This window comes from Flavobacterium rakeshii (genome assembly GCF_009741375.1).
GTDB classification, from domain to species: domain Bacteria; phylum Bacteroidota; class Bacteroidia; order Flavobacteriales; family Flavobacteriaceae; genus Flavobacterium; species Flavobacterium rakeshii.
In genome coordinates, this window is sequence record NZ_WOWP01000019.1 from 1 (window position 1) to 21227 (window position 21227).

The window sequence follows — 21227 nt, forward strand, 5'->3', positions numbered from 1 at the left end:
CTGGTAAACGGACAGCCTGTAGAGAAAGAGTTTAAAGCTCACTTCTCATTGAAGAGATAATATCTTTAACAAACTATAAAACAGAAAAGGCAGCCTATTGGCTGCCTTTTCTATTAACAATAAATTAAGGTTTGATTGGTGAGATATTGTTAAATTTGAGTTGAATCAAAAAATCAATATTGACATGGGAAAATTTGTTAAGAAAGTAGCCAAGAACGGAGACTTCTATTTTAACCTGAAAGCAGGTAATGGTGAAGTGATTTTATCAAGCGAAATGTATAAAAGCAAGGCGTCTTGTGATAACGGAATTTCATCGGTTAAAGAAAATTCACCAAGTGATGAAAGATACGATAGAAAAACGGCTAATAATGGTAAACATTATTTCAACCTTAAAGCCAGAAACGGACAGGTTATAGGGAGTAGTGAAATGTATGAATCGGCAGCCGGCAGAGATAAAGGCATAGAGTCTGTTAAAAAGAATGCTCCCGACGCTTCTGTAGTTGAGGAGTAATTAAAATTTTTGAGTCTTAAAAGCGCTATTGTTTTCAATAAACAATAGCGCTTTTTTATTTAAAATTTAAATAAATGAATTGTTTGTAAAGTTAATCTTGTTAAAGTATTGTTAACATTTTTATTAACATATGTTGCTTGTATTATTTAAAAAATAAATTTTTCATATAGTTTTTTTCGTTAATTATTTAAAATATGTTTTTTAAGGAAATGTTAAATTAAAACTTTAACATAGTCTTATTGCATCTAAAAAGTGTTTTTTATCGTATTTAATAGGTGTTTTGTCGATTTGTTTTTTTGATAAGAATTTGTTTACATAGGTTTATTCTTGAAAGTTGAAATTCGCCAAAAACATCAACTAGAAATGCACAACCCTTTTGTAAAAAAATATTTACTATTCTACTTCTTTGTAGTGTGGATAGGATTTATTAGCTGTGTTAATGCGCAGATAGTAATTTCTACTCCCGCTATTGGGTTTACACAGGCATGTGCTTCTTCTACTTTTAATAGCTACAATTTCTCATTTTCATTTTTTCCTCCGGCAAATCTTGGACCGGGGAATCAGTTTATAGTAGAACTTTCTGATAATGCAGGCAGTTTCACTTCACCAACTACTATTGCTACATTAACTAATACTACTTCTCCTGTTTCAAGCACTTTTGCGTTACCTAGTACAGCTTATGGCGAAGGGTATAGAATCAGGGTTAGAAGTACAAATCCGGCACAAACAAGTGCATCGAGTGCTGTTTTTGCGGCTTACTATGCAGTGCACAATCAACCATTTGCCATAAACAGTAATGTAAGTATGGTTAGCTTGTGTGGTGGAGGTTCTTACGATTTGACTATTGACGATTTAGGTACGCCTGCATCTCCGGTTTATTACCCTCAGTTAAATTATATATGGTATAAAGATTATGTTGAGATTCCCGGAGAAACAGGTTCGACTTTAACGGTGACCGAAGCCGGTTCATACTATGCAGTAACCGATTATGGGTCATGTAATATGGATTCCTATTCTAATATTGTACAGGTTACGGTCCAGGAATTACTTACTCCAACCATACAATCGCAGGGAGGGCAAACAACAATATGTCCGCCCGGGGGTATAGATCTCACAAGTGTACTCCAGGATCCGGGATATACATATAAATGGTTTAAAGACGACATAGAAATACCGGGAGAAACGGGGTCTGTTTACACTGCTACTGAAGGCGGTGTTTATCATTTAGTACTGACAAGTAACGGATGTGAGTTTGAATCGAATGCTATAACGCTTAATTCAAATGACTTTACGCTTAATATAGATCCGTCTGTTACTACTTCAATCATACCGGGAGAAACATTAACCCTTACTGCTCTTACTGATGCCAATTCGCCAACTGTACAATGGTATAAGGATAATGCACTTATTTCCGGACAAACAGGGCTTACACTTAATATTACTGAGCCGGGAGAGTACAGGGTTTCGGTAAGTCAAACGTCGCCATGTTCAATTACTAAAGAAGCTACGGTAAATATTGAATACCCTACAAGTTTCAATTTACTAATACAAACATCGGCTTACACCTCATGTGTAAGTACATCGGTTACGCTTTCAATTTTCCAGTTTGATACTACTCTTTTAAACGGAGATCTAATTAATCTTATAGGTAACTCATACGGATATGGTTACCAGTGGTATAAAGATGGTGTTGCGGTAGCAGGAGCGACAGGTACAACACTTGCATTAAACGATCCGTCATTAAACGGTAGTTATGTGCTTAAAATTACTTTGCCGGGTTATGGTGTTTTGGTTTCAAACACTATCAATATAAACTTAGGAGTTCCAACTCCGGTTATTTCAGGTAATACTACACTGTGTGAAGGTGGTACTGTTTTATTTACTTCGAGTATCAGCAGTGCAGGTTACACCTATCAATGGTACAGAAACGGAACAGCTATACCAGGAGCAACAGCTTCAACCTTTACAGCAGATGCAGAAGGTGGTTATTACCTTAGAGTTACCGGAGGTTCATGTATGCAACAGTCTAACTGGTTATCATTAGTTCAGGATGTGATTACCGTTAGTAGTAATAACCCTGTTGTAGATGTAATTCTTCCGGGGGAAACAAAAGTGCTTACGGTAACCACCGATGCTAATGGCCCTCAATATGACTGGACTCGTAACGGTAATCCTATTGCGGGTACAACAGGAACAATAAATGCAACACAGGAAGGAGAGTATATAGTAACTGTAACACAGTTGGCAGGTTGTACGGCAACAGCACAGTATACCTTTACACTAGAGGCTCCTACCAGTTATGATATTACAATTAATCCTGATGCAGGTTATATGGCCTGTACCAGTACATCGGTAACGCTTGATATAAGCAGCTTTACAGGAACAACCACATCGGGTACGGTTGCGGTGACCGATTTTGGTTATTCTTACCAATGGTATAAAAATGGTGTTGCTGTTGCAGGTGCTACTACAACGACCCTTACTTTAAACAGTGCTTCAGAGAACGGTAACTATTATTTAGTGGCTACCCTGCCGGGATATGGTCCTGTGACTTCAAATACGGTAACGGTAAATTTAGCGGTACAAACTGTTACCATTACAGGAGGAAGTACTATTTGTGAAGGATCTACTACGGTATTAACCTCCAGCTTAACGTCACCAACGTATAGCTTCCAGTGGTATAAAGATAATGTTGCTATACCGGGAGCTACTGCATATACTCATACGGTAGATTCTGATGGTGATTACTATATAACCGTAGGTAACGGTACCTGTAACATGCAGTCTAATATTATGACAATAACAACTGAGGTTGTAAATATAACGAGTACCGATCCTGTTTTAGATGTAATAATACCGGGAGAGACAAAAACACTAACTGTTAATACTGATGCCAACGGTCCGCAATATTCATGGACCCGAAACGGAGCGCCGATTGCAGGCACTACTTCAACAATCAATGCAACGCAGGATGGCGAGTATATTGTAACAGTAACGCAAACAGTAGGCTGTGCTGCTACGGCACAGTATACTTTTGTGCTGGAATACCCAACGAGTTTTAATGTTTCTATAGCTACGGGAGCAGGTTATATAGCCTGTACCAGTACATCGATAGCTCTTAATATAAGCAGTTTTACAGCTACAACCACTTCGGGTACTATAGCTATAACTGATTTAGGTTATGCATACCAGTGGTACAAAAACGGAGTTGCCGTTGCAGGTGCCACGTCACAAACATTAACTATTAACAGTGCTTCGGAAAACGGAAATTATTACCTGATGGTAACACTGCCTGATTATGGACCTGTAACTTCAAACACAGTAACTATAAACCTGGCTGTAGAAACAGTTACAGTAACGGGCGGAAACACTATTTGTGAGGGAGCGACTACGGTACTTGCATCAAGTTTAACGGCACCAACATACAGCTTCCAGTGGTACAAAGATAATGTTGCTATACCGGGGGCTACAACTTATAATTATACAGTTGACGCCGAAGGTGATTATTATGTAACGGTAGGTAATGGTACCTGTAACATGCAGTCTAATATTGTAAGTATAACAACAGAGGTTGTAAACATAACGAGTGCCGATCCGGTTTTGGATATAATCATGCCGGGAGAGACAAAAACATTAACTGTTAGTACCGATGCCGATGGTCCGCAATACTCATGGACCAGAGACGGAGCACCGATTGCAGGCACTACATCAACAATCAACGCAACGCAGGATGGCGAGTATGTAGTAACAGTAACACAAACGGTAGGCTGTGCTGCTACGGCACAGTATACTTTTGTGCTGGAATATCCTACAGGCTTTAGTGTAACTATTAACCCTGATGCAGGTTATACGGCTTGTAGCAGTACAATGGTAACGCTTGATATTACCAACTTTATAGCCATAACATCTGAAGGGAATGTACCTGTAACAGATATGGGTTACGGCTACCAGTGGTATAAAAACGGTGTTGCTGTAGCAGGTGCTACTACGCCAAGCCTTACATTAAACAGCGCATCACAAAATGGTAATTATCATTTAGTGGTTACATTACCTGATTATGGTCCGGTTACCTCAAATATAGTAGCTATAAACCTGGCATTGACATCTGTTACTATATCCGGCGGAAGTACTATTTGTACAGGTGGTACAACAGTGTTAACATCAAGCTTAACAGCTCCAACTTATACCTATCAATGGTATAAAGATAATGTAGCTATACCTGGTGCAACAGGCTCAACTTATACTGCAAATGCCGAAGGTGATTATTATGTAACGGTAGGTAACGGTAGCTGTAACATACAGTCCAATGTTATGACTATTACTACCGAATCTATCTCGGTAAACAGCACCAGCCCTGCGGTTGATGTTATATTACCGGGGCAGCAAAAATATATTACGGTAACTACCGATGCTATGGGACCTCAATACTCATGGACAAGAAATGGTGTGCCACTTGCAGAAAATTCAGCTACATTAACAGCTACTCAGGATGGTGAATATACTGTAACTGTTACACAAACCATAGGCTGTAATGCTACAGCACAAATGACATTTATGTTGGGCTATCCAACAGGATTTACCATTACAATAGCTCCTGATAATTCTTATTCGGCGTGTACAAGTACATCAGTAACCCTGAGTGTGTCAGACTTTACGGCTATTACTTCTGAAGGGAATATCGCCATGACCGATTTAGGTTATGCTTACCAATGGTTCCTTAACGGAGTAGCCATACCGGGAGCAACATCACAAACATTAACGGTTAACGATCCGGCTCAAAACGGTAATTACAGGCTACAGGTTATAATGCCGGGATTCTCTGCATTGCTATCAAATACAGTATCAATAACATTAAGTTTAGGGAATGTTACTTTATCTCCTAGTGGCTTATTGTGTCCGGATAACCCTCAGGTAGATTTAACCTGTAATATTTCAGATCCTACCTATACCTATGCATGGTATAAAGACAATGTACTTGTTTCTACTAATAATAACGCTGTTTATACCGCAACTGCCGAAGGTAATTACTATGTAGTAGTTACAACTGCAAGCTGTTCGTTTACTTCAGATACGCTTAACCTGGAACTTAATGACTTTAATCTTATTCCTGATACACCTTTACAGGATGTGATAATACCGGGTGAGAATAAAGTAATATCGGTAACTACCGATGCCCTTTCTCCTGTGTTTACATGGTATAAGAATGGTGTTACGATTCCGGGCGCAACAACATCATCTATTTACGCTAATACAGCAGGAGAGTACAAAATAGTAGTGAAACAAACAGAAGAGTGTAATATCGTTAAAGAGTTGACCTTTACTCTTGTTTATCCTTCCGGATTTAATATTGAAATAGCACCCGATGGTGATTTTGAGGAGTGTGCCGATACTGCCACAGCTTTAAACATTGTAACCTTTGATGCTTTAACACAGGGAGGCTCTATTGATATTCTTAATAATAATTACGGTTATGGGTATCAGTGGTTTATGGATGGAGCTCCTATAACAGGTGCTACAGGGACTTCTATAATGGTTTCACAAAGCGGAACATATCAGCTACAGGTAACAATTCCTGATTTTGGTGCAGTACCAAGTAATATCATTACAGTTAATCTTGGTTTTATAGCAGACGTTGTGATTGAAACTGAAGATGTATTTTGTGATGAAGGGGCTACAATCAATATAACTTCAAATGTTAACGATAGTACTTATAGCTATGCCTGGTATAAAGAGGGCAGTAGTACAGTAATAGGTACAGAAAGCTCTATAACTGTAGATGAATCGGGTAGTTATTTTATGGAAGTAAGTTTTGAAAACTGTACTATATCATCAAATGTTATTGAGGTTATCCCTTACGATATGTCACAAATAGCGGTAAGTACAGGTCCGTTTTATGACTTGCCTGAAGGGACAACATCTACCATTACTGCCAGTGGTGCCGAAAGTTACATTTGGTATCATAACGGGGTGATAGTTTCTTATGGACCGGATGTTGAAGTGACCGAAGCAGGTGTGTACACTGTTGTAGCTACAGTAGGTAACTGTGAAGATTCGAGAGATGTAACGGTATCGCTTGTAGAGAATAATGTAATAGCTATACCAAATACAATAACGCCTAATAATGACGGATACAATGATAAGTGGGCTTTACCTATTAAGTATGTAAATCAGGAGAATGTAGAAATTGTAATATATGCTGCTGACGGCAAAATTGTTTTTAGGGCATCAAATTATATGAATAACTGGCCGGAAAGTGATTTCACTTATGATACCAAGAGTATGGTTTACTACTATACCATCATGGAAGATAATGAGATTACAAAGCGAGGCTCTATAACTATTGTTGAATAACGGATGATAAAAAATTACTACTCCTTATTTTTCATATTAGTTTTTGTTGTCGCTTTTACAAAGGTAAATGCGCAGGATGCGCCCGTAGTAACCTTTAATGTTCCGTACCAGAATAACTTAAAGTTTAACAGGTTCTTATACAATCCGGCTTTTTCTTTTGTAAGGGAAGACAATACATATGTTTCACTATACCACCGTAACCAGTGGGTTCAGTTTGACGATTCTCCTAAGGTGTATATGCTTAGCTATACAGGGAGGTTTTCAAAAAAATCAGGACTTGGTTTTGGTATATACCAGCAAAATGTTGGGGTAGTGACCAGCTTTGGCGGAGTAGCAAACTACTCATATAACATAAAGCTTAAGGAACGTATGAACCTTACATTAGGATTTAACGTGGCTTATTATAACAGCGGAGTTAATAAAACCAGAACTGTAACGGGTGAACCAGACCCAATAATTATGGAACTGAGAAACAACTCTCTTGTAAGTATTAAGCCCGGTATTAATTTTAATTATAAAGATTTTGACATAGGTGTTTATGCTGAAAACGTGGTAGACTACGATTTTAAATCAGATGAAATGTCAGAGAAGTATACCGATAAGGTGTATTCAGGTCATGTTATGTATACGCATAAAATGGTAGCCATGAGAGATCTTTTTAAAGACAGCGAGTTTAGTCTTGCCCTGAGGGGGAGAATGAGCGAACTGTATGGTTTTACCTTAAACGGTTCGTTACTGGTACACTTCCCAAGATTGGGATGGTTACAAACATCGTTAGACGATTACTACGGGGTAGGTATAGGTGCCGGTTTTCACCTTACCAAGAGGCTGTCCTTAGGTTATGTGTACGAAAGAACCGTGAAGGAAGGATTGGTAAACCTTGGGCCATCACACGAAATTATAATGTCTTTTAAGCTAAAGGATAAACTGAGTTTAAGAGAACAAAATAAAAAACAGGGAGAAAAAAAGCAGGCTAGTCTTGAAGAACAACTGGAAGAGTTAGAAGACGAGATGCTGGCAGAAGAGGAAGAAGGTCTTTATGAGACAGACGTTGAGAGGGATGCCGATATTGAAAAACTGAGAATGGAGCTGGACGATGAGAGTCAGTACCTGTTAGATGCTTTGATTAAGGAAGACTCTATAGCCCAAATACACAAGGCAGAGTTTGATAAAAAGGTCAAAAACCTACTTGATTATGCCAAAAGAGAGCAGGCAGCAAGGCTTGAAAGAGCAAAAACAGAAATGCTGCTGATGAAGAGAGATAACCCGGGAGAGGATGCCGAAGAGAATCCGCAAACGCTGGAAGATCTTAAAAGAGCAAAAAGTGGTTACTATGTGGTTTCTACTCCGCCCGATGCAAGAACAGAAGATGAAGTGATCATTGAAAGATACGAGCGTTTTACCGAAGCAGCTAATGCGCTTGAAAGGAAAAAATCTGAAGGGATAGAGAAAAATCCATACCTGATACATGTTCAGGATAGCTCGGAAGATGAAGTGGAGAACATCAAAAGGAGAGAAAGAAACAATGAAGTGACAGATGGCAGTAACGCAGGCCGAAGAAACAGTCGTGGTAATTCAAGACAAACAAGGCAGCCGGCTAAAGCTTCAAATTCAAGATCAGCAAACAATAATAGCAGGTCTAATAATAATCCTTCAGGTAATGGTGGCGGTATAAATCTTCCGTCTGTAGGAGTAACAGCAGGAGGTAGAGGTAACAATGCTAATAACCGCAGCAATAATACCGATACAGCACAACAGCCAGCTAACAACGGTAACGAAAGATATAGTGATAATGGTAATGTAAACGAAGGAGGATATGCAGATAACGGAAACCAAAATCAAACCAATAATCAGGGGGAGGATAATACGAATGCTACCCCAAATAGCACGAATAATAACAATGTTCCCGCAGCACAGACAGCTATACAACAGCCACAGGCAAACAGGGCAGCAAATACTAATAACGGGCAAGCGGTAACTGCTCAAAAAACAAATACCAATGCTACAGGTAATAAGCCGGCAGCAAACAATAACAGCCAGAATAAAAACACACACTTAACTAATACTAAAAACAATGCAAATGAACAGGGATCACAACAAACAGCGCAAGCGAAAAATGCATCAAAAGCTCCTTCTTCTAAATATGTAAGAAGAGAAGAAGACCTCAGTACAGAGGAGGAGATAAAGGATTACTATGCTGCCAAAACTGATTTAGTGAGGCAGGCACCAAAGAGAAGTGATATATTAACAGTACAGGATGTCGAGCCGGGGTATTATGTTATCGCAAATGTGTTTAGCGAACAGGAAAATACCAATAAGTTTATAAACAGATTGAAAGATAGAGGTATACAAGCCGAATACTTTATTAACCCACAAAATAATTTTAGGTATGTATATCTTAAAAAACATGATAGCTGGAGAGACGCTCTTATTTCATACTATTCAAATGTTAACAATACTTACTTTGATACAGTATGGCTAATGAGTATAAATGTAGATTAATATGAAAAGGCAACTGATTTAATTGTATAAAACCAACTAAAAAATAAACACCAATACAAACACAAATGCATTTAAGAATACACAATTTAAGGATAAAGATCCTGCTAGGGTTTTTACTGTCGTGTTTTGCTATGCAGGCACAGTTAGAGGTACCTTTTACGATAAGGTATCAGGACAATATTAAGGGTGATATTACTCAAATCTCCAATAATATTGTTAACAGGGATAATAACTCATACGATCCGGAGGATGCTTATCCGCAATCGGGGGAATATAGTGATTATAATGATGATTATAACATGCGTTATATTGATATTGATGGTGATTCGTCTACCTTTAGTTCAAGTAGTGCAACACTCTCCAGTATTACAGATATAAGCTGTAGTACGGTAGTTTATGCTGCTATGTACTGGTCTGCAACTTATAGGTATAATAGTAGTTCAGGGAGTGGTAGTAGTACTAGGGTAACTAACTTTAATGAGGTAAAATTAAAGTTGCCGGGAGCTGCTAACTATACTGATATTACCGGGACTGTAATTTACGATGGCTTTGGGAGTACAGATCTGAATCAAAGTAGTCCATACGTTTGTTATGCAGATATTACATCGCTTGTTGCCGGGCTGGCAGATCCTAACGGAACCTATACAGCAGCAAATATAAGAGCAACTCAAGGTAGTGTTTCCGGAGGTGTTTCCGGGGGATGGACTATTTTCATTGTATATGAAAATCCTAATAAACCAGGTAAATATGTAACTTCTTACGACGGTTTTGCCGGAGTAAACAGCGGGCTGGGAAGTATTGATGTTAATTATACGGGCTTTACAACAGTACCTGATCCACTACCTGTAAGAGCGAAGTTAATGGCGTGTGCACTTGAAGGTGATAGGCTTATTACAGGAGACAGGTTAAAGTTTAAAGATGCTTCTGAAACAAACTATACTAATCTTTCAAACAACCTTAACCCATCAAATAACTTCTTCAATAGTAACATAACTTATCTTGATACAGGTGATGTTGAACAAAATTTCACTAACAGGGTTCCTAACAGTAGCAATACACTTGGATATGATGCAGATATAATTAATATTAACCAGGGATTAATTCATAATAGCTCAACAGGAGCTAATTTAAGAATCACATCTACCGGGGATACTTATTTTATGTTTTTCAATGCACTTAGTGTTGATATTATTGAGCCCGATATCCAATTGGTAAAAACGGTTGAAGATTTAGCAGGTAATGATATAGGTGGTACCGATGTCAATCTTGGTCAGTTTTTAGAATATGTAATAAGTTTCCAAAACTTAGGTAATGACGATACTACTTCGTTTACTATTACCGATATTCTTCCGGAAAATACTTACTTTCAGGGTGTAACGTTTAGTCCTGAAAGTGGTATGGGTGAAGATGATTATGTTTACGATCCCGCTACAGAGACAGTTACATTTATTATTCCTGATGAACTCGTTGAAGAAAACGATCCTGCTTATGAGATACGCCTTTTAGTTAGGGTAGCCGAAAGTTGTAATGATCTTAAAGATGCCTGTTCTAATATTATCCAGAATAGTGCTTATGCTACCTATCAGGGGGTGTTAAACAGTAATGTTATTTCTAACGACCCCAGTATTGCAGGAATTAACGGTTGTGGTCAGCCTGTTACAGGGCCGGCAAACTTCCTTGTAGATATAGACGGTTGTAATTTTGAGCGTACAGTAACCCTTTGTTCTACCTCTGTTGATGTTTCGGCACCAGACGGGTACGACAGTTATGAATGGTATGATAGTGATAATAACTTAATTGGAACTACACAAACCATAACCATAACAACAGAGGGTGAATATTATGTGATAAATACTGCGGCTGCTCCGTGTGTTTCTACAACAGAACACGTTACGGTAAACAGCTATAGTACCATTATACCAAACCCGGTTATACCATTTGCCGATGAAAAACCTACTTGTGCAAACAACGGTAAGGTTATGCCTAATATCTTTTTATGTGGTGCAGATGATGAACGATTAATTCAAACAGGTATTACAGATGCAACAAGTATAAGCTGGCAAAAACTTGATGAGTCAGCCTGTTTAGCAGCTTGTAGTACATGTGGTGATTTACCGTCAGACTGTGCCTGGGAAGCCTGCCCTAACAGTAGTTGGATTGAAGTAAGTACGGGTCAGGATTATACTGCAGATACTTCCGGTCAATACCGTTTAGTAGTAAACTACGACGGATGTTTTGGTACATTCTATTTCAATGTATATAAAAATCTTCTTGATCCGCAATACACAAAAGAAAATATTATTTGTGGTAGTGACGGAAATATTACCATTACAAACGTACCTGCAGGGTATGAATATCAGTTAGTAAATCAAAGTACAAATACTGTTATTTATGATTATGCCGATGGTATGGGACCATCATTTGATATTACCTCTTCGGGTATTTATACCGTTAATATAAGACAACAGGGCGTAGATGCTACACCGGGTAATACTTATTGTGAATTCTCTGTAGCAAATATAGGTATACAAAACAACGCTATTAGTGTTAATGTTATTGCCGAAAATGCAACGTGTGATGGTTTAGGTAGTATTAGGCTACAGGCATTAAATGTGGGACCACAGTATTACTTTGAGATAACGGGTCCTTCAAGTGATTCACACGGTCCTGTAACCGATAACAACCACCTTTTTGAAGGTCTTAATCCAGGAACATATAATTATACCGTTACTACAGATGACGGATGTAGTGAAACTGGCTCGGTTACTATTATAGATGAAAGCGACCTTGATTTAGTAGCGACAGTTTCACAAAATATATCTTGTAGAGACGGTAATATTCAAATGAGTTCTACCGGAGGAAAAACACCTCATATTTATGCGATATATAGCAAGAATGGTGTACTTCAAAACCCTACAGCATCAGATTATCAAACCAGTGTAATTTTTGATGTACTTTTAGGGGACGAAGGGGATTATATATTTATTGTAAAAGACGGTAATGGTTGTACCTCTCTTTCTAATGAAGTTACTATAATCATAGCTCCTGATGTAGAGTATACAAACTCTGTGAGTATGGTGAGCTGTAATGGAGCTAACAATGGCTCGATAGTATATACTCTCACTAATAGCAACGGATACAATGTTGTATTCGACTTGTTTGATGCTACTGATACGCTGATTACATCTAATAATTCAGGTACATTTACATCACTTGCACCCGGCGATTATACTGTAATTTTGCATCAGAGCCAAGGAAATAGAACTTGTGAGTTCCCATTTGACTTTACTATTACTGAACCAGACCCAATAACAGGGGGTACAGCAGCAGTTACACAGGAATTTGACTGTACTGTGGCAGGATCGGCAGGGGCTACGATAACAGTAGATACTTCTACAATAGCAGGAGGTACACCAACTTATGAATACAGTATTGACGGAATTACTTTTGGTACAGCAACCAGCTTTACAAATCTTACCGCAGGTACTTATACTATTACAGTAAGAGATACTAACAACTGTACTCATGTAATAGATACTATAGTGATTGACCCTGTAGTACCGCCGTCAGATCTTACTGTGAGTGCTACTACACCTAGTTGTCCGGCATTGACTTCAGATCTTACTCTTACAGTTACAGGAGGTGAGGCACCGTTTAATTACGAAATTACGGCTCCGGCAGCAGCAGTTACAGACAACGGAACAAACAATGTTTTTACAGGTCTTGCAGCAGGTACATATACCTTTATGGTTACAGATAGTAAAGGATGTACTTACAGCGAAAACTATACAATACAACAGTTAACCCCAATTGCGGTTAACGGTCAGCCGGTAAGCAATGTTACTTGTTTTGGTGCTACAGACGGAGCGCTTAACTTTAACGTTTCTGGCTTCTCTACAAACTATACTTACGATGTGGTTAACGGAGCATCAACATCTGTTTCCTCTTCTGCATCGGCTACAAATGCTACAATTGCCCTTACAGGACTTGCGGCAGATACATATACTATAACAGTACAGGATAATGTTACAGGTTGTACAGCAACTGCAACGGTTACTATTAATGCGCCATCTACAGCTTTAGCAATTACAACAACTGTAAACCCTATTACCTGTCTTGCAGATGGGAGCTTAAATGTTACTACAACTGGAGGATGGGGTGGTTATGAGTATACCTTAACACAACCGGACTCCTCTACAGTAGGACCACAATCAGGTTCATCATTTACAGGTCTTACTCAAAATGGTACTTACACTATATCTGTAACAGATGCGAATAACTGTACTGTAACAGATACATTTACTTTATCAACACCGGTACCGCCTACGGCTTCAATTTCAGGTTCTGATATTTGTTATGATGCTAACGGTGCATCATTAACGGTATCGGTTACAAATGGTACTGCTCCTTTCACATACGCTATTAACGGAAATCCGGGTCAGTCATCTAATGTATTTGCCAGCTTAACACCTGGTACTTATACTATAGTGGTTACCGATACTTACGGATGTACTGATTCAGTTACACAAACCATAGCACCAACGCTTACAGCTATGGCTTCTTTTGTAAAAGGTTTAGACTGTACAGTTTCTCCTGATGCAGAAATAACTGTAGCTATAAATGGAGGTACTGCACCTTACACTTATGAAGTTTCTTCAAACGGAGGTACTACTTACGGAGCTTCATCAGCAGTAGTAGGGTCTTCAATAAGTTTCCAAACAGCTACTGCAGGATCTTTCAGATTCCGTATTACAGATGCTAACGGATGTGTGGTACAATCAAACATTATAAACATTGCACCACTTACATTACCGTCTATTACATCTGCAACACAATCGCAGGCAGTATTATGTAATGGTGACAGCAGTGGTGCTATTACCGTTGTTGTGGATAACACAACAGGTACAGGGCCATTTACTATAAACGTATATAACGATACTACAAGTACCCCTTATGGTACACAAACTACAGGTTTACCTGCGGGTAGTTATACGGTAACCTTAACAGACGCTAACTCTTGTACAGATACAGCAACTGTTGTTATTACAGAACCGGATCCTATTACTTTTAATGTCTCTATTGTACCAATTACATGTAATAACCCGGATACAACTTTTGGTGAAATTATAGTTGAAAATACAGCTGGAGGTACTGCAAATTATACTTATTATTTAACAAATAACTACGATAGTTCAGTACAGCAGTACTCAACTACACCGGGTAATGAAGATCATACTTTCCAGGTACTTAACTTTGGTATCTATACTCTTTCGGTTGTAGATACTAACGGTTGTACTGTTGTAGATGACAATATTGTAATTGCTTCTCCGCCAACAGATCTTGACATTAGTGTAACGCCTACACCACCGGCAGACTGTGTTTCGGGAGGTACGGCATCTGTAACAGTTCAGGCGAGTGTGGGTAGTGGTAACTATGAGTTTGCAATTTTAGAGCAATTGAATCTACCTTATGTAGACGATCCGACGAATGACTATCAGCCTGCTAACTCAGGTTCAGATACCAGAATATTTACAGGTTTAATTCCTGGTATAGTATATACGTTTGTTGTACATGATATAACAACAAACTGTTACTATTTTAAATCGGCAGATATTGCTATACCACCATTATCTACATTAACATCGACTATTGATACAGTTAATAATGTAACCTGTACAGGTAGTGCCGATGGTAATATTACTTTCACTATAGATAATTATGACGCTGTAACTACTCAGGTAGGGTATGAAATATATTATGCACAAACGAATACACCGCTTTCACCGGCAGTAGGAGGTACTATACCGGTATCTGGCGGGCCGGAAACGGTTTCAAATGTAGGACCATTAGCTCCGGGTACATATTATGTGTTATTTACTGAGCTTGACGGAGGTTTAGCAGGATGTACTAATGCTTCTGCTCAATTTACAATAGTTCAGTCGGCTGAGCTTCTTGAGGTATCGGCTCAGGTTATAGCAAACGATAACTGTAACACTAATGCAGGTGTTATATCGGCAACTGCACAGGGTGGCACAGCACCATACCAGTACTTAATTCAGCCAAGTACAGATGCTGCTCCTACAGCAGGAAGTGCCGGATGGAGTAGTGCTAACAGCTTTAATGTTGAAGGTGGTACTTACACAGTATATGCAATGGATGCTTACGGATGTATTCAGCCAATTGCTGCGCCAATTACTCTTGATACAGATCCTTCTCCGGTTATTGCACTGTCTGTTGTTCAGCAGTGTACTACTGCCGAAGGAGATTACTCAATTCAGGTAGATCTTACTACAGCAGGTATGCCTCCATATACTTACAGTTTTAACGGAGGTGGATACCAGTCACAATCAGGTACTACATTTACTTACGACGGTCTTCCTTCAGGAACTTACACAGTTGAGGTTAGAGATGTTAACGGTTGTACTAACGAGCAAACTATAACTGTTTATCCTCCATTAAACCTGTCACCGGCAGTTACCTCACAGCCAACCTGTGCAACTAACGATGGTGAGATTACGGTAACAGCAGCAGGAGGTTCGGGTAACTATACTTACGAACTACAGGATTCATCAAATGCTGTGATTGTTGCTGCAAATGCTTCAAACGTATTTACAGGTCAGCCATTTGGTGATTACATCGTGGTTGTTACAGATACTACAACGGGATGTAGCGAAAACACAACTGTTAGCCTTGAAGAGCCTACTCCGGTAGTGTTTACTTACGTTTCACAAAATGTAAGCTGTAACAGTGCAGATGACGGATCGATAGTAATAACTCTTGATGCTTCAAACGACAACCCTGTTTACACTTATACACTTGATGACGGAACTAATCCGCCAACAGTACAAAACTCTAATACATTTACAGGCTTAGCTGCCGGATCGTATGATATAACAGTGACTTCAGGTAAAAACTGTATAGCTACAGAGACAGTAGTGATTACAGAACCTGCAGTATTAACACTAACTGCAACAGCAACAGATTTTGCCTGTGATGCTACAAACACAGTTCAAACATCGGTAATTACTGCAACAGTAGGAGCAGGTACAGGTACCGCTCCTTACACTTACAGTATAGATGGTACGAACTTCTTTACAACAAATACTTTTGAAGTAGTAGATAACGGTGCTGTACAAAATATTACTGTAACCGTTAAAGACAGTAACAACTGTACAGCAACATTCCCGCTAACAATAAACCCGTTACCGGAAATAATAAGTGTTGTTCCTACACTTTTAACAGAAATAACATGTAACAATGACGAAACAGTTACCATTACAGTAACAGGTGGTTCGGGCAACTTTACTTTTGACCTACTTCCGTTAGGTTCACAGGCTTCGGTAACACCGGGTGCAGGAGTATACACAGCAACATTCGACCTTACTACACCGGGCAGTTATAACTTCCAGGTGACAGATAACGTAACGGGATGTTATGAAGTTACTTCCACACCATACGACATTGTTCCTTTTGATACTATTGCAGTAGAGGCTACGGCTTCTACTCAGGTTACCTGTTATGGTGATGCCGATGGTACTATCACTATAAACGTAACAGGTTATACAGGAAACTACGACTTTGTAGTGACCGATTCTTTAGGAGGTACAGTAGGCAGTGGTAGTAATGCTACAACTACAAATCCTTATACAATAACAGGTTTAGTAGCAGGTAACCATTATGTTACCATTACAGCTACAGATAGTCCTTTCTGTACTGCCGATTCTAATGTGATAACTATTGGTTCTCCTTCAAACCCATTAGTGCTAAACGCTTCTCAAACCGCAAGCGTTACCTGTACAAACGATCAGGGAGAAATTATAGCTACGGCTACAGGTGGTTGGGGTACTTACCAGTATGAACTGGTAAACAATACCACTTCAAGTACCGTTCAGGCTTATGCTTCAAACAGTACTTTCACTGGGCTAGCAGCAGGGAACTATACCGTTTCGGTACAGGATGCCGGAGGTTGTATCGTTTCTCAAACTATTGATTTAGTACAGCCGGCACCTATTACGGCAAGTATCAATGCATCTGCAACAGCTCTTCTTTGTAACGGAGATAATACAGCTACTGTAACAGCAACATCTGTTACGGGAGGTGAAGGTATTTATCAGTATATATTAAATACTTATGATGATGCAGGTACTACAATTGTTTATAGTTCAGATGCACAGTTAAGTCCTTCGTTTGATAACTTAGGAGCTGGTATTTACAGCATAACAGTAACAGACGGTTGGAACTGTGACGTTACTACGGTAACAGTTGAGATTACAGAGCCGGATCCTATTCAGGCTTTCCTTAACCTTACAGATACATTAACCTGTACAACAGGTGCAGAGATTACAGTTTCTGCAACAGGAGGTATAGCACCATATCAGTACAGCTTAGATGGTATTACTTATAGTACTACTACAGTATTCCCAATTGCTTTGGCAGGAACGTACCAGGTATATGTAACAGATGCTAACAACTGTACGGCAGTACTTAGTAACGAAGTTACAATACTTGCTGTGCCGCCATTAACAATAAACTTAGACCTTACCAATGCAGTGATTAACTGTTTTGGTGAAGCAACAGCCTCTATTACAGCAAACGTAACAGGAGGTTTAGGTAACTACAGTTATGAACTTCTTGATAGCGGAAGTAATGTTATTGCAGGTCCGCAACCTGAAAACACCTTTGCGGGTCTTGCTACAGGTACTTACTATATTCACGTGATAAGCGTTGATTGTGAGGAAACTTCTCCGGCAATCAACATTACATCTCCACCAGAATTTATTGCATCGGTAACACATACAGATGTACTGTGTTACAATGAGCAAAATGGTACTATTACCATTACGGCATCGGGTGGTACAGGAACTGTTCAGTATGCAATCTCTCCAAACCTTGACCAGTTTGTAGATACTAATGTGTTTACTTCATTGGCAGCAGGTTTATATGATGTTATTGCTCAGGATCAGAACGGATGTTTTGAACTGTTCCAGGTTGAGATTTTAAACCCTGCACTTCTTGAGGCTTCAATAGATACTGCAAGCCTTGTAGATGAGGTTTGTTTAGGAGATTCAAATGCATCGATAACTGTTAATATAACAGGAGGTACGGGTACTTATGAAATCGCTATAGACAATCTTCTTGATGCGTCAGATGATGTACTTGCTTATGTTCCTGTAACGGGGTCTCAGCATACATTCAGTAACCTTGCAGGTGGTACTGCTTATAGCATTCACGTAAGGGATACTAACGGATGTGATATTAACCCTGCATTAGAACAATATATGCCACCGGGAGTTGATATGACTCCGTCAGCTACTGTGGTTGATAACTGTACTAATAATATACCGGGTAATGTGGTAACTGTTGAGTATACCACAACTCAAAGTTTAAATGCAGCAGATATTACCTACTCTGTAGACGGTACTAACTATCAGGCTTCAAATACGTTTACTGACTTGGCTCCGGGTACATATACTGCTTATGTACAACATGTAAACGGATGTATCAAAACAGTAGACTTTACTATTGATAACCTGTTACCTATAACAGCTACTGCAGCAGCTACGCTTGATGTTCTTTGTAAAGGAGATGCAACAGGTGAGATCACGGTAACTGCTTCAGGTGGTACAGGTACACTACAATATGCTATTTCACCGTCATTTGTATATGGTACTTCAAATGTATTTACAGGACTTGCAGCCGGTGATTATACCGTTAGGGTAACCGATGACCTTGGTTGTGAACTTGAAATAACAACAGTAACTATTGATGAGCCAACAGATGCTCTTACAGCTACTGTAGATGGTGTAACAAACGAGATATGTTTTAATGACGAAGACGGTACTGTTACTATTACTGTAACAGGAGGTACTGCGCCATATTATACAAGTCTGGATTCAAACAATCCGGCCGACTTTACTCAGGATCTGTTTACTTACACTAACCTGGCTCCGGGTACACATACCATTTATGTAACCGATGCTAATGACTGTACAATCACTACACCACTTACTTTTGATGTGGAGGAAGGTGCAGACATGACTCCGTCAGCAGCTGTAGTTGATAACTGTACAGGTAATGTGCCGGGTAATGAAGTTACTATCAGTGTAGCTTCTTCTCAAACACTAAATGCTGCCGATTTAACCTACTCTGTAGACGGTACTACATATCAGGCATCAAACGTGTTTAATAACCTAGCTCCAGGTAGTTACACTGCTTATGTGCAGCATGCTAACGGATGTATTAAAACAACAACATTTACAATTAATACATTACAACCAATAACAATAGATACGGCAACAGTTACTGCTGATGTATTATGTTTTGGTGATGCAACAGGTGAGATTACAGTAACCGCTTCAGGTGGTACAGGTACACTACAGTACGCTATTTCTCCTGCATTTGTTTATGGTTCGACTAATGTATTCGGTAACCTTCCGGCAGGTGATTATACCGTTAGGGTAACCGACGGTATAGGTTGTGAGCTTGAAACAACAACATTAACAGTAAACGAACCTACTGCAGCACTTACAGCTTCTGTAGATGGGGTTACCGATGAGATATGTTTTAATGATAACGATGGTACTGTAACGGTTACAGTAGCAGGTGGTACTGCCCCATATTCAACAAGTTTGGATGGTGCTGCTTATGTTCAGAATCAGTTTGTGTATACAGGTCTGGCAGCAGGTACTCATACCATTAATGTTACGGATGTTAACGGATGTGTTATTGCTTCACCGCTTACATTTACGGTTAATCCGGGTGTAGATATTCAGGCGGCAACTCAAACAATCCCTCTGTGTACTAATAATGTACCAAGTAACGTAACCTTTATACTTACTAACCCGTCTATAGATCCTACTGATCTTCAGTACTCTTTAGATGGCGTTACTTATCAGACAGATAATACTTTTGCAGATTTAGCTGCAGGAAACTACACTGCTTATGTGCAGCATACAAACGGATGTATCCAAATAGTAAACTTTACTATTGATGCACTGCAGCCTATAGTTATAGATAATTATGCTGCTACAGCCGATGTATTATGTTTTGGAGATGCTACAGGTGAGATTACAGTAAACGCTTCGGGTGGTACAGGTACTCTGGTATATGCTATATCTACAGATGCAGCTAACTTTACTACTAATAATGTATTTACAGGTCTTACAGCAGGTACATATACTGTAACAGTAAGAGATGATATAGGTTGTGAGATCACAACAGGTAACATAGTAGTTGATGAGCCAACAGCTCCGTTAAGTTTAGACAATGCAGCTACTACTGATGAGGTATGTTACAATGCAGCCGATGGTACTGTAACTCTAACCATTAGCGGAGGTACAGCACCATACTATACAAGTGTGGATTCTACCAATGCTGCCGACTTTACTCAGGACCAGTTAGTATATACAGGTTTAGCGGTTGGCACACACACAATTTATGTGACCGATGATAACGGATGTGCTATCACACCGTTTGAAATAACTATTAACGAAGGTGTTGATATGACACCATCGGCTACAGTAGTTGATAACTGTACTAATAACGTACCGGGTAACGAGGTTACTATTGATGTAACTTCATCACAAACACTTGATCCTGCAGATATGCAGTACTCGGTAGACGGTACTACTTATCAGGCATCAAACGTGTTTAACAACTTAGCACCGGGTAATTACACTGCCTATGTGCAGCATGTTAACGGATGTATAGAGACAACAACATTTACAATTAATACACTACAGCCAATAACAATAGATGCAGCAACAGTAACTGCTGATGTATTATGTTTTGGTGAGTCAACAGGTGAGATTACAGTAACTGCTTCAGGTGGTACAGGTACATTACAGTACGCTATTTCTCCTGC

The 21227-nt window shown here is 39.2% G+C and carries 4 protein-coding genes; all 4 read left to right on the top strand.

Annotated elements, in window-relative coordinates; genetic code table 11:
• Positions 1–184 precede the first annotated feature (184 nt).
• Positions 185–511, top strand: coding sequence for a YegP family protein (locus GN157_RS06445; protein WP_035136217.1), 327 nt, complete (start codon positions 185–187; stop codon positions 509–511).
• A gap of 363 nt (positions 512–874) precedes the next feature.
• Entirely contained in the window at positions 875–6862 is a 5988-nt protein-coding gene (locus GN157_RS06450) for a T9SS type B sorting domain-containing protein (RefSeq protein WP_157482283.1), read from the top strand.
• 3 nt (positions 6863–6865) lie between these two features.
• Positions 6866–9364 carry a PorP/SprF family type IX secretion system membrane protein gene (locus GN157_RS06455; protein ID WP_157482285.1) on the top strand — a complete coding sequence of 833 codons (2499 nt, stop codon included), beginning with the start codon at positions 6866–6868 and terminating at the stop codon, positions 9362–9364.
• A gap of 65 nt (positions 9365–9429) precedes the next feature.
• Positions 9430–21227, top strand: an 11798-nt coding sequence (locus GN157_RS06460) for a beta strand repeat-containing protein (protein ID WP_157482287.1), incomplete at its 3' end; no start/stop codon positions are given.